Genomic DNA, 12,330 nt, shown 5'->3' with positions numbered 1-12,330 from the left:
ACTCTTAAGTTTAGGTATTTAATCTAAGCAGTCAATTATTAAAAACATATAATTAATATGTGAGTCATGAACATAATTAAATTACGTTTTCAAGTTTAATTATATTTCATGTTTCCTATTTTAAGCCAATATATAACACATACTCTTTTACAACTTTATGATCCTTATAATAGGAAAAACTCAAATATAAAACAAGTAAGGAGGACATAAATGACAAATAATAATTGTTTTGGTCATAACCACTGCGATAATCCGATTGTTTTCACTCCAGATTGTTGTAAAAATCCACAGTCAGTTCCTATTACTAGGGAACAATTAAGTCAATTAATTACTTTACTAAACTCATTAGTATCAGCTATTTCAGCATTTTTTGCAAATCCAAGTAATGCAAACAGATTAGTGTTACTCGATTTATTTAATCAATTTTTAATTTTCTTAAATTCCTTATTACCTTCTCCAGAAGTTAATTTTTTGAAACAATTAACTCAAAGTATTATAGTTTTATTACAATCTCCAGCACCTAATTTAGGACAATTGTCAACATTATTGCAACAATTTTATAGCGCCCTTGCACAATTCTTCTTCGCTTTAGATCTTATCCCTATATCCTGCAACTCAAATGTTGATCCTGCAACTTTACAACTTCTTTTTAATTTATTAATTCAATTAATCAACGCTACTCCAGGGGCGACAGGTCCAACAGGTCCAACAGGTCCAGCCGGAACCGGAGCAGGTCCAACGGGAGCAACAGGAGCAACAGGTCCAACGGGAGCAACAGGTCCAACAGGAGCAACAGGCCTAACAGGAGCGACAGGTCCAACAGGAGCAACAGGCCCAACAGGAGCAACAGGTCCATCAGGAGTAACAGGAGCAACAGGCCTAACAGGAGCAACAGGTCCAACAGGTCCAACAGGCCCAACAGGAGCAACAGGTCCAACAGGAGCAACAGGTCCAACAGGAGCAACAGGCTTAACAGGAGCAACAGGTTTAACAGGAGCAACTGGTGCAACTGGTGGCGGAGCTATTATTCCATTTGCTTCAGGTACAACACCATCTGCGTTAGTTAACGCGTTAATAGCTAATACAGGAACTCTTCTTGGATTTGGATTTAGTCAGCCTGGTGTAGCTTTAACTGGTGGAACAAGTATCACATTAGCATTAGGTATAGGTGATTATGCATTTGTAGCACCACGCGCAGGGGTTATTACGTCATTAGCTGGTTTCTTTAGTGCAACAGCTGCATTAGCTCCAATATCACCTGTTCAAGTGCAAATACAAATATTAACTGCACCTGCAGCAAGCAATACGTTTACAGTACAGGGCGCACCTCTTTTATTAACACCAGCATTTGCCGCAATAGCGATTGGTTCTACAGCATCAGGAATCATACCTGAAGCTATTCCAGTAGCAGCTGGGGATAAAATACTGTTATATGTTTCATTAACAGCAGCAAGTCCAATAGCTGCAGTTGCTGGATTTGTAAGTGCAGGTATTAATATCGTTTAATTTGTTACATTTAGTAGGAAATTAAACAGGGGTTTGTATATAGTCCTTCCTAATAAATTTAGGAAGGACTATATTTTTTTGAGAAATAAGTAATAAATCCATTGAACAATTACTCTTTGTTAAGTTCGTATAAAAAAGTATAAGTTACCCTTTCTCATTTAAGGAATAAGTTATGTAACTTTAAAAATTTCCGATCAGCAAAAAAAGATGAATTCTTTTAAAAGAATTCATCCATAAAATAAACTATTTATTTTTATTACAGTTACATCCTTTTTTCTTTACATAGCCTTGCTCGGCTAAGTCTCTTTGCGATTGGGAATTGGAAGATTGAGAGGATGCTGAAGAGCTACTATTTTTATTATAAGAGTAGTTTTTTCGATAGTTATAATTACTCATAGTACTATCACCTCCAATTTAATATATAAATATTATATGTATGTACACTATCAATTGTTACTATTTTTAATAGGAAGAGAAGATATAATAAAAAAATCTCCTTGGTATTTTCCTAGGAGATAAATGATGATTCTTTTGAAAATTTACAAATTAATAGCCCCAGTAAAGAGGAAAGTAATAAGAATCTTGGTGATACGGATTATGTTGTTGAGCGAGGGGCTGGGTTGGATAATTTTTCATTTCACGGTTTTGATTGCAGTTTGCCGGAGGACCAATTACTGTAGTGGATTGAATAGGGGAAACCGCTTGTTTCCATTGTTGTTCATTGAGACAGTAAGTATGGGCCATCATATGAGCTGGAGTTAACCTTAAAATGTCAGAGCCGAAAATAACTTCTGGAGTTGGAGCATTAAAAATAGCTAATAAATGAGTATTATCTGCTGTAGCAATTTCATAATGCCACCACGCTTGTGGAATGTTGGCAACTTGCCCGGGTTTTATCGGTAAGTTTAATATTTGATTCGTAAATGGATTAAGTAAAGAAACAACAGCAGACCCTGAAATACAATAAACAAGTTCAGCTGCATTTTGATGAATATGTGGTTCTACAACATTTCCTGTACTTAAATAAATATCTAATAAAGAAGTATTTTCTAAAGTATTTAATTGTTTAATACCAAGTACATTTATATAATTTTGGGCATCTTTCCGAAAAAAATTACTTTTATTTACATCATAAGTAAAATTGGTTGAGGGGGAGGTATAGTCGATGTTGGCAGTCAATTGTATTATCCGCCTTTCTATAGGTAAGTTAGGTTACAAAATTAGGATATGTGTCTAGTCTTTGTTTTGTGCTGTTGTTGGTAGCTTAATAAATTCACTTATTCCATAAAGAATAAGGTGTTAAGACCAAACTATATTCGTATTCCCATTCATACTTTGGATTGATGGAAAAAAGTAATGAAAATGTTAATTTAAAATTACATCAATTATTTATAAGGAGTGAATGTTCATGTCATTTAGTGAAATGATTAGAAATGAAGTACTCAGCTGGGCAGGTGTTTCTGAAAAACCGCATCGATTTGGTGGTATTGAAATAAATTATGGCAAGAAAGAACTTGGCCATCTTCATGGTGATAAATTAGCTGATTTACCATTTCCGAAGTTAAAGCGAGATGAATTAGTGAAGCAAGGCTTGGTAAAACCACATCACGTATTACCTGAATCAGGATGGATCAGTTATTATTTAAAGAGTGAGGAGGATATTCCATTTGCAATTGAGTTATTTCGTATGCAATATGACCGAATTAAAAAGTAATGAAATAAAGTAGGATAATAAAAATTTATTTTTATGTCACATCCCTCCTTATCGTTCGTCTTGTATGTAGAACGATAAGGAGGGATTTTATTATGAATACATTTGATATAGCAATTGTTGGCGGTGGGCTTGCTGGATTAACAGCATCTATATATTTAGCGAAAGCTGGAAAGAAAGTGATTGTATTAGAAAAATCCAGTCAATTCGGTGGCCGAGGGATGACTATAAATAAAAATGGAATCTGCATGAATCTTGGTGCACATGCTTTATATAGAGGCGGGGCAGCGTTTATAACTTTTAATGAGCTCGGTATGAATCTTCCAGGTGGAATACCATCTACAAAAGCACATGGAATATGGAAAGGGGATATATTCACCATCCCAACAGATTTTCGCTCAATTTTATCAACACCACTACTTTCTTGGTCTGCAAAAGTACAATTCTCACGTCTTATGATTCGTTTAGGAAATTTAGATGTAGGAGAAGTTCCGAAAATGAGTCTAACTACATGGGTAGAAAATGAAATAAAAGATCCAATGGTTCGCAATATATTTTATGCGCTATGCCGGACAACAACATATACGTTTGCTCCTACAATACAATTAGCATCATCTGTACTAAAACAAATACAGCTTTCTATAAAAGAGGGAGTGCTTTATGTAGATGGTGGTTGGGAGACGATAATAACAAAATTAAGAGCTATAGCGAATGATATCGGGGTACAGTTTTTGGCTAAAAAGCATGTTGTGGAAATTGAGCATTCCGAAGGTAAACAAAGAATACATTGTGTTGATGATGAGGTTTTTGAAGTAGGCGCAGTCATCGTGACGACTCCGCCGAAAGAAGCTTGTAAAATAATAAAAGGTGCAGAAGGAACAAGTTTGCATAGATGGAGTGAACAATCGGTATCGGTTACTGTTGCTGCATTAGATATTGGCTTGAGACAATTACCCAATCCTACACATCAATTTGTATTAGGATTAGATCAACCTATATTTTTCACAAATCAATCGAGAGCAGCTAAATTAAGTGAAAATGGATCAATTGTAGTGAGTCTAATTAAGTACTATAATCCTGTACTTGAGATGAATCATATTCGTGATGATAAAGAACAGTTGGAAAGTACGATGGAGTTGTTACATCCAAATTGGAAAAGAGAAGTTGTTGCACAGCAATATTTACCGAAAATAATAGTAGTACATGATTTTCCTCATATTGACCGTGTTGAAAAACCGGGCCCTAATATACCTGAAATGCCAGGTGTTTATGTTGCAGGAGATTGGGCAGGGCATGATGAAATATTAGCTGATGCTGCGGTAGCAAGCGGGAAACGTGCAGCGTTACACATTTTAAAGCAATATGAAAGTGAGGCAGTTCATCATGGAAACGGAGCAGTTATATGAAGCGTATCAACCATTATTATTTTCGTTAGCATACAGAATCCTTGGGAGTGTTATGGATGCTGAGGATATCGTTCAGGATGTATTTATCTCGCTAAATAATATAGAAAATCCTCAATCTATAGAAAATATGAAAGCATATTTATGTAAGATGGCGACAAATCGTTCAATTGATAAATTACGATCGGCAGCGCATAAACGTAACGTGTATGTAGGGATGTGGTTGCCAGATCCAATTGTAGAAGAGAGTGATGAGCCATCAAAGTCATTTATAATGAAAGAATCCCTTTCCACCGCATATTTATTACTTTTACAACAATTATCTGAGGTAGAAAGGATTGTTTTCATATTAAGAGAGGTTTTCAGTTATGAATACGAAGAAATAGCTTCAATTGTTGATAAGAGTAGTGTGAACTGCAGGAAAATCTTTCAACGTGCTCGAAAAAGCATGTTGGAGAAACCGAAGCAATCAAAATTAAGCACGGAGAAAATGGCTTCTTATGTTGAAAAGTTTGTATCATCATTACAGTGTGGGGATGCGGAAGGTATGTTAGAAGTATTAAAAACAGATGCTATACTCAAAGCTGATGGTGGTGGTAAAGTTACGACTGCTATTAACCCGATTTATTCTGCGGATCGAATTATACGTTTGTTCTTTGGGATTGCACAACGATTGACAGAAGAGTACACTGTTGATTTCAAAATGGTCAATGGTATACCAGGAGTTATAGTTACAATAAATAATAAAGTAACTTATGTTCTTTCGTTTGCATTTGAGGATGAGAAAATTTCAAATATTTATATGATGGTTAACCCTGAAAAACTTATGCATTTAAATGTAAAAATATAAAAAAGCGCATTTCTGAAGAAATGCGTTTTTTATTATTTTTCTAACATTTCAAGAGGTACATCTTTTTCGCCAGCTACCTCAAATTTAATTTCCCCGTCTTCTTCATAAATACGTGTAATAATCGGTATAGTAATCATTAATTTTTTATGCTGCTTTCGTTTTCGAGCAGCATCTAAGCTAATCACGTTCATTTGTAAGCATCCTTTCTTCTGGAAATATATAAACAAAGAAAATGCGTCCGAAAAGGGCGCTTAATTGAATTTGAAATACCGATTCATTTAAATGGGGTTTATATAATTTAATAACTGCAATTTTAATATGAAATAATATGAATGGAATAATTGCACGTAGAAATTAACTTTACCAAAAAACGAAACAATATGCTATAAAAAAAATCAAATCTTTGTCATATAACAGGAAAAAGGTTTTTGTTTCGCATATAATAAAAAGTAGACGGGCAGCAAGAGCTTTTTCATCATATTGCTTTGGAAAGGCGATGAAAAAAATGGATACGTTAGATTCATTATTATTTCAACTTGAACAATATGGAGAAGAGCATGATCGAAATAAAAAAACACGGGAAGAAAAATTACGGAATATTACTCGTGAGATGGGGCAATTTTTATCAATTTTAGTAAAAGGGTGTAGCGCAAAAAATATCTTAGAAATTGGAACTTCTAATGGTTATTCTACATTGTGGTTAGCTAATGCGGTAGAAGAAACAAATGGAAATGTAACAACTGTAGAGCTTTCTTCAGAACGAGTTGGAGAGGCACTTGTCAATTTTGAAAAGGCAAACCTTTTACAAAGGATTGATGTTCATAATCAAGAAGCAGGGGCATTTTTAGATGCGCAATTAGATCATTCATTTGATTTTATTTTCCTAGATTCAGAGCGTACGCAATACATGTGGTGGCTTGAGCATATAAAACGCATTTTACAACCAAAGGGTTTTCTTGTTGTTGATAACGCAACCTCTCATGCAAATGAATTAGCCGAGTTTAGAAAAATGATAGAAGAAGATGAAATGTTTGAAACGGTTTTATTGGCATTTCAAAATGGAGCATTTGTAGCACATAAGAAGAAATAGGGTATAGCGTAATATAATTATCACATTGAAAAAGGGTGTATGTCAAAAGATTGAGTACAGTAGGATAGGAGAACATAATTTATAGTAACATACGAAGAATCCGCCTTCAGCATGTCGTTCTCTAGGTCTTAAGTCTGAGGAAAATTATGTTGATTACAGGTATACTTATAGTAAGAAACAGGGAATGACTGCATAAACAGGCATTTCTAAAAAAATCGATTTCAAGCAGTCAGAATGTATATGAAATACGATATAATTGATGAAATATAGTGCATATAAATTCGCACATATAAATAAAGGAGCGATTTTGTTGACTGAACTCGAGAAAAAAGAACCTGTATCCATTGTGAAAGATAATAATGTAGAAGTAGTAGTTGATACAGTTATAAAAGATGAAGAATTAGAGGAACTAAATAAAGAAGCTGATCTTTATGTACAAAAGTTAAATAGCGAGCAAAATACAGATTTATCAAAAGTATTGTCGCAGCTAGGAGATTTAGGGGATAAAGAGCAACAGGCAGCAGGACAAACGTTATCAGCTTTAAAACGCCCTGTAACAGCGATGATGAATGGGAAAAATGAAGAAATTCCAAATACATTGTTAGAATTACGAAAAGTGGTATCAGAGCTTGATCCCAATTCACTTAAAGCAAGTGGTATGAAGAAAATAATGTTTAAAGTATTCAAGAAAAATCCACTTGAAACATACGTGCATAAATACCAATCTATAGATAAACAAATCGAGGAAATCATTAGATCCCTTCTAATTGGCCGTGATAACTTACAAGAGGATACAGTGGGTCTTGAAATGTTAAAAGAACAATCGCACGATAAAATTCATGCGCTTGATAAACAAGTATACTTAGGGAAAAAGCTTGCTGGCATGCTTGAAGCTGAGAAACAAAACCCAGAGCGTCAAAGAGATATTCCATTAATTAACGATGCGTTAGAAAAGATACTTGTACGTACACGTAATATGCAGCAAGCGAAAAGTGTATTATTACAATCTATAGCTTCTGTAGACATCATTAAGAAAAATAACGAAAAGCTAACAGAAGCAATACGTAATGCAATTACGATGACGCAAAACGTTGTAACAGTTTCAGCTGCTATTCAGCTAGCATTAACGAATCAACGGAAAACAATTGATGCAGTGAATGCGACAAATGAAGCAATTGAATCGATGGTATTAAGTAATTCTCAAGCGTTAAAACAAAATACAGAAGAAACGACAAAATTGCTTGAAAACCCTGCTATTAGCATGGATAAATTACGTGAATCATTCCAAAATGTGTTCGCTGCAATTGAAGCATCTGAAAAATCGTCAGAACGTATTATCGAGTCAAGTAAGAAGTTCGTTATTGAACTAGACACATTTAATGATGAGATGAAGCAGAAACTCATTCAGCGTCCAAGGAAATAACGGATTATTAGAGGAGGTGAACAAATGAGTTTCATTCAAACAGTATTATTACTACTCGGTACATTGCTTTTAATAGCATTTACTGTCGTTGTTTTAGTCGTATATTTCGGACGGAAGCTGTATTTTTCATGGACGAAGCCATATAAAAGAGCGCAAGATTCTTTAGACAAGTTATCAAACAAATCAATACCGTTTCTACAAGAATTTACACAACATCCACTGTTTTATCGCTGGATTCGCACTGAAGGAAAGAAAGAACAAAATACATTAAATACTCTATTTTGTGCATCAGGTCAACGTACGAGAGAACAAGTCTTCTCGATGTTACCGAAAGAAAAGCAGAAAAAAGTGCATGTAATGGCAAAAACTACGAAAAAGCTTACGAATGAAGATATTGATGTAGCTGCGATGAAAGTGAAAGATTTCTTAAGACAAGAAACACAGCAAACTGTAAAACCGACAGACTTATCATTTTACAAATTGTATTTTTATGACCGTTATCCAGACGCATTAAATACAATTCAAGCGTATAAACGCTCAATAAATCCTTCATTACAAAGAACGGTTGATGATATTACAATTTCAGTATTGAATGCACTTCCGTACTATCAAGAGCAACGCATGTTTGAACAACAACATAAACTTGAAACATTCTTAATGAAAGATTTAACGGCCATGTTATCGTTGGTAGTACAATTACCACCTTCACAAAGACCAGAGAAGGAAGAAGAACTGAAGATCTACTTGGAAAATTTCAAAAAAGAAATGGAAGTAGTAGAGCGAGATATTCGCGACTCAATTGATCACGATTTAAATGTGAAGATGAGAGCAGCGACTGAGAAGTTTAAGAATAAATAACAAAAAGCGCCTTAAAAGCTAAGTATCACGGCTTTAAGGCGCTTTTTTTATGAGGTTTTATTTTGCTCTAACGGTAGTATGACTAGAAGCCACACTTTCATTATGCAATCGATCAACTGCAGTTACGACATACGTATACGTTTCTCCGGAAATAGCGGTTTTATCTACATAAATTTCTCCAAGTTTTGTTTTTCTTACAGCAGTAAGTAAATTTTTTGGGTTTTGTATATCCACTTCATTTTTCCCATTCACGCGGTAAATAGCGTAATAAGCAGAATCATTATCTCTATTGTCAATGATACCAATTGCAATACCTTCATCTCTTGGAATGGCGCCTTTTAAAGTCGGTTGTTTTGGTGGATCATGATCAAGCCAAGGCATAGGCGGGATTAATGCAGGATGTTTATATATGTTTTTTGAAAGGCTATCTTTAACTCCGAGTGGATTGTTATTAATATCTTTTAAGCTAAAATGCATACTACCTTTTATATCAGGATATAGCCGGTTTAATGCAATTTGTTTTGGATATTCTTCTGGATCAGACCAAGCAGGGACGGAGTTATTATTAATTTTATAGGCCGCTTGACCGATGTATAGGTGAAGCGGTTTGTTATTTGTTTCTTTAACCCACCAATCTACTAATATGTCATATGCAGCTGGGGTGAAACCTATATTCCAATATATTTGCGGTGTAATGTAGTCAATATATCCTTTTTGTATCCACTCACGTGTGTCAGCATAAAGGTCATCATAGTTTCTTTGGCCTGCGGTTGTGTTAGAGCCAGTGGGATCGTCAGCTATATTTCGCCATACGCCGAACGGACTAATGCCAAACTTTACATATGATTTTTCTTGTTTTATAGCAGTATTTAAATCTTTTACAAGTTCATTTACATTATTACGTCGCCAATCTTCTATATTTGTAAATCTACCATTATTATATGTTTCGTATGTTTTCTGATCTGGAAATTCTTCACCGGCTACTTTATATGGGTAAAAATAATCATCCATATGCAGCGCATCAATATCGTAATTTTGTACGATTTCTAAAGCGCCTTCTGTTATAAATTTTTTCACTTCCGGAATACCGGGATTGTAATATAACTTTCCGCCATAAGGGACAACCCAATCGGGATGTTGCCTTGCAGGGTGATTATTTGATAATCGATTTATATCGGTGTGATTCATCGTTATTCGGTATGGGTTAATCCAAGCGTGGAATTCTATATTTCTTTTATGAGTTTCTTCAATCATAAATGCGAGCGGGTCATAACCAGGATCTTTTCCTTGTGTTCCTGTAATGTATTCAGACCAAGGACCGTAATTTGAAGGATAGAAAGCATCAGCGGTTGGTTTAATTTGTACAACAACTGCATTCATACCAGTGCTTTTTACATCGTCTAATAATCTTATAAATTCTTGCTTCTGTTTTTCAATAGGTAAGCCAGTTTTTGAGGGCCAATCAATATTCAGAACTGATGCGATCCATACAGCACGTAATTCATGTTTTTTGTACGTAGTATTTACTTCAGCATAAGTAGAGTGAGGGGGAATGAAAGAGAAAGGGATGAACAAGATAACGATACAACATATCATTAATAAACGTTTAACGATCATTTATACGCCTCCCTATCATATGATTATTTAAAATAATATCTGAGGCGAGGTTGACCTTGCAATAGAGAAAATTGCATATTGAAACATTAATTTAATAGGAAAAATATTTTTAATGAAATTTACTTTCATTATAACTAAATTCATTTACTACTTCATATGCTTGTTAGTAAAGTGAAACTTCCTTTCATTTGAAGGGTAATAAATTATAAGTATAGGAGGATTAATAAATGAAAGTTTTGTTCGTCTGTTCTGGAGGAATGTCCAGTGCAATTGTTGTAAACGCTTTAAAAAAAGAAGCGGAGAAAAATGGTGTGAACATGGAAGTGCATGCAATTGGAACGAATGAGGTAGAGGAAGAAGTGAAGAATGGCTGGGATGTCGTAATGGTGGCACCTCAAATAAGACACCGATTTGACTCTGTAAAAAAATTTGCAGAGGAGGAAACTATTCCGTGTGGCATCATACCGCCGCAAGCATACACACCGCTTGGCGGCCCGACTTTATTAAAAACTGTAAATGAATTAATCAGTTAGGGGGAAACGTTATGAATAAGTTTGTCACGTTTCTTGATAAAAACTTATCTGGACCGATGGCAAGGCTTTCTGAGCAGAGACATTTACAAGCAATCCGTGATGGAGTTATTTCGGCGTTACCATTTATTATAGTAGGAAGCTTCTTTTTAATAGTAGCATTTCCACCACTGCCGAAAGATAGTTTTATATCAGTTTGGGCATTAAAGAATCAAACAAGTATATTGATACCATATCGTTTAACCATGTTTATTATGTCCTTATATATCGCATTTGGAATAGGATATAATTTAGCGAAAAGTTATAAATTAGATGCTTTATCAGGAGCACAGCTCGCGGTATGTTCACTACTTTTAACATTAACGCCTGAGTTAATTGATAAAAAAGGATTCATGCTTCCGATGACAAATCTCGGAGGTCATGGATTATTTGTGACGATGATTGTTTCTATTTTATCCGTAGAGATTTTAAGGTTTTGTAAGAAGAAAAATGTAATGATTAAAATGCCAGAACAAGTACCGCCATCTGTATCGCGTTCATTTGAAGCACTTATACCTGCAGCATTCGTTATTATTATAATGAGTCTAGTAACTGTCGTTTTTAGCATTGATTTACACCATGTTGTTGATAAATTAGCAGCACCATTAGTAAAAGCTGGGGATAGTTACTTCGGTGTAATGATTCCAGTGTTTTTAATTACGTTTTTTTGGTCATTCGGAATCCATGGTGTGTCGGTTGTTGGAACTGTTGCTCGGCCATTATGGGAAGTATACCTAGGGAAAAATGGTGAAGCAGTTGCTAGTGGAGCAGATCAGTTGCCATTTATTTCACCAGAGCCGTTATATCAATGGTTTATATGGATTGGCGGTTCTGGTGCGACGTTAGGGCTTGTATTAGCTATGATTGTATTTGGTCGATCGAAATATTCGAAAGCATTGTCAAGAACTTGTATTGTTCCGGGTATTTTTAATATTAATGAACCAGTCATATTCGGATTACCGATTGTACTAAATCCAATTTTAATTATCCCATTTATCATTACACCACTTGTAACAGCAACTGTTGCATATTCAGCAACTGCGATGGGATTTGTAACACCAACGCATATTATGCCGCCATGGACACTACCTGCTCCAATTGGTGCATATTTAGCAACAGGAGGAGATTGGCGTGCGATTGTATTAGTTTTTATAAATATAGCAATATCGTTCCTTATTTATTTACCATTCTTTAAAATGTACGACAAAAATATGCTTGAAATTGAAAAAAATGGTGACGGGGAATCTGTTAATCCTTAATCTGCACGCTGTTATTTTGAGTGATAGACTTTTTGTCTATCACT

12 protein-coding genes are annotated in these 12,330 nt (G+C 34.9%); 9 read left to right on the top strand and 3 right to left on the bottom strand.

Annotation, left to right across the window (positions count from 1 at the left end):
• Nucleotides 1-210: 210 nt before the first annotated feature.
• Nucleotides 211-1,506 carry an exosporium glycoprotein BclB-related protein gene (locus ACTFN4_RS17565; protein ID WP_439962589.1) on the top strand — a complete coding sequence of 432 codons (1,296 nt, stop codon included), beginning with the start codon at nucleotides 211-213 and terminating at the stop codon, nucleotides 1,504-1,506.
• A gap of 546 nt (nucleotides 1,507-2,052) precedes the next feature.
• On the opposite strand, the gene ACTFN4_RS17560 is transcribed toward ACTFN4_RS17565, so the two are convergent.
• The gene (locus ACTFN4_RS17560) at nucleotides 2,053-2,685 is read right to left on the bottom strand and encodes a cupin domain-containing protein (protein ID WP_071714824.1); all 633 of its coding nucleotides are present in this window, start codon (nucleotides 2,683-2,685) and stop codon (nucleotides 2,053-2,055) included.
• A 229-nt stretch (nucleotides 2,686-2,914) separates the two neighbouring features.
• Here ACTFN4_RS17560 and ACTFN4_RS17555 point away from each other — a divergent pair, with 229 nt between their 5' ends.
• From ACTFN4_RS17555 to ACTFN4_RS17545, 3 genes are all read left to right on the top strand, one after another.
• Nucleotides 2,915-3,220 carry a luciferase domain-containing protein gene (locus ACTFN4_RS17555; RefSeq protein WP_000010319.1) on the top strand — a complete coding sequence of 102 codons (306 nt, stop codon included), beginning with the start codon at nucleotides 2,915-2,917 and terminating at the stop codon, nucleotides 3,218-3,220.
• Between the two features lie 92 nt (nucleotides 3,221-3,312).
• Nucleotides 3,313-4,623: a phytoene desaturase family protein gene (locus ACTFN4_RS17550; protein ID WP_439962587.1), complete on the top strand. Its 1,311-nt coding sequence runs from the start codon at nucleotides 3,313-3,315 to the stop codon at nucleotides 4,621-4,623.
• Nucleotides 4,601-5,470, top strand: coding sequence for a sigma-70 family RNA polymerase sigma factor (locus ACTFN4_RS17545; protein WP_069604977.1), 870 nt, complete (start codon nucleotides 4,601-4,603; stop codon nucleotides 5,468-5,470). Before ACTFN4_RS17550 ends, ACTFN4_RS17545 begins: the two co-directional genes overlap by 23 nt.
• Before the next feature lie 32 nt (nucleotides 5,471-5,502).
• Here ACTFN4_RS17545 and ACTFN4_RS17540 read toward each other — a convergent pair whose 3' ends face one another.
• Nucleotides 5,503-5,661 carry a hypothetical protein gene (locus tag ACTFN4_RS17540; RefSeq protein ID WP_001100984.1) on the bottom strand — a complete coding sequence of 53 codons (159 nt, stop codon included), beginning with the start codon at nucleotides 5,659-5,661 and terminating at the stop codon, nucleotides 5,503-5,505.
• Between the two features lie 305 nt (nucleotides 5,662-5,966).
• On the opposite strand from ACTFN4_RS17540, the gene ACTFN4_RS17535 reads away from it, so the two are divergent.
• From ACTFN4_RS17535 to ACTFN4_RS17525, 3 genes are all read left to right on the top strand, one after another.
• Entirely contained in the window at nucleotides 5,967-6,560 is a 594-nt protein-coding gene (locus tag ACTFN4_RS17535; RefSeq protein WP_016109961.1) for an O-methyltransferase, read from the top strand.
• A gap of 310 nt (nucleotides 6,561-6,870) precedes the next feature.
• Nucleotides 6,871-7,983 carry a toxic anion resistance protein gene (locus tag ACTFN4_RS17530; protein ID WP_000137407.1) on the top strand — a complete coding sequence of 371 codons (1,113 nt, stop codon included), beginning with the start codon at nucleotides 6,871-6,873 and terminating at the stop codon, nucleotides 7,981-7,983.
• Nucleotides 7,984-8,007: 24 nt separating this feature from the next.
• Nucleotides 8,008-8,841: a DUF3974 domain-containing protein gene (locus tag ACTFN4_RS17525; RefSeq protein WP_000008377.1), complete on the top strand. Its 834-nt coding sequence runs from the start codon at nucleotides 8,008-8,010 to the stop codon at nucleotides 8,839-8,841.
• A gap of 57 nt (nucleotides 8,842-8,898) precedes the next feature.
• Here the strand turns inward: ACTFN4_RS17525 and ACTFN4_RS17520 are convergent, their stop codons facing one another.
• Nucleotides 8,899-10,458 (bottom strand): glycoside hydrolase family 10 protein, encoded by a 1,560-nt coding sequence (locus tag ACTFN4_RS17520; protein WP_439962586.1) that lies wholly within the window; start codon nucleotides 10,456-10,458, stop codon nucleotides 8,899-8,901.
• A gap of 227 nt (nucleotides 10,459-10,685) precedes the next feature.
• Between ACTFN4_RS17520 and ACTFN4_RS17515 the strand changes: the two genes are divergently transcribed.
• Both ACTFN4_RS17515 and ACTFN4_RS17510 read left to right on the top strand, forming a co-directional pair.
• A complete protein-coding gene (locus ACTFN4_RS17515; RefSeq protein WP_439962585.1) occupies nucleotides 10,686-10,991 on the top strand; it encodes a PTS sugar transporter subunit IIB in 306 nt (101 codons plus the stop codon).
• A gap of 11 nt (nucleotides 10,992-11,002) precedes the next feature.
• Complete coding sequence (locus tag ACTFN4_RS17510; RefSeq protein WP_001032280.1) at nucleotides 11,003-12,286, top strand: PTS sugar transporter subunit IIC; 1,284 nt, start codon at nucleotides 11,003-11,005, stop codon at nucleotides 12,284-12,286.
• The last annotated feature ends 44 nt before the right edge of the window (nucleotides 12,287-12,330 follow it).

It is taken from the genome of Bacillus cereus group sp. MYBK95-2 (assembly GCF_051915225.1).
GTDB classification, from domain to species: Bacteria; Bacillota; Bacilli; order Bacillales; family Bacillaceae_G; genus Bacillus_A; species Bacillus_A cereus.
Note: the sequence above shows the minus strand (reverse complement) of the source record. Positions and strands in the feature narration are given on the sequence as shown.

Coding starts and splice junctions, on each gene's coding strand:
- ACTFN4_RS17550 (WP_439962587.1), top strand. CDS start 3,313: ATGAATACATTTGATATAGCAATTGTTGGCGGTGGGCTTGCTGGATTA.
- ACTFN4_RS17520 (WP_439962586.1), bottom strand. CDS start 10,458: ATGATCGTTAAACGTTTATTAATGATATGTTGTATCGTTATCTTGTTC.
- ACTFN4_RS17525 (WP_000008377.1), top strand. CDS start 8,008: ATGAGTTTCATTCAAACAGTATTATTACTACTCGGTACATTGCTTTTA.
- ACTFN4_RS17540 (WP_001100984.1), bottom strand. CDS start 5,661: ATGAACGTGATTAGCTTAGATGCTGCTCGAAAACGAAAGCAGCATAAA.
- ACTFN4_RS17510 (WP_001032280.1), top strand. CDS start 11,003: ATGAATAAGTTTGTCACGTTTCTTGATAAAAACTTATCTGGACCGATG.
- ACTFN4_RS17555 (WP_000010319.1), top strand. CDS start 2,915: ATGTCATTTAGTGAAATGATTAGAAATGAAGTACTCAGCTGGGCAGGT.
- ACTFN4_RS17535 (WP_016109961.1), top strand. CDS start 5,967: ATGAAAAAAATGGATACGTTAGATTCATTATTATTTCAACTTGAACAA.
- ACTFN4_RS17565 (WP_439962589.1), top strand. CDS start 211: ATGACAAATAATAATTGTTTTGGTCATAACCACTGCGATAATCCGATT.
- ACTFN4_RS17515 (WP_439962585.1), top strand. CDS start 10,686: ATGAAAGTTTTGTTCGTCTGTTCTGGAGGAATGTCCAGTGCAATTGTT.
- ACTFN4_RS17545 (WP_069604977.1), top strand. CDS start 4,601: ATGGAAACGGAGCAGTTATATGAAGCGTATCAACCATTATTATTTTCG.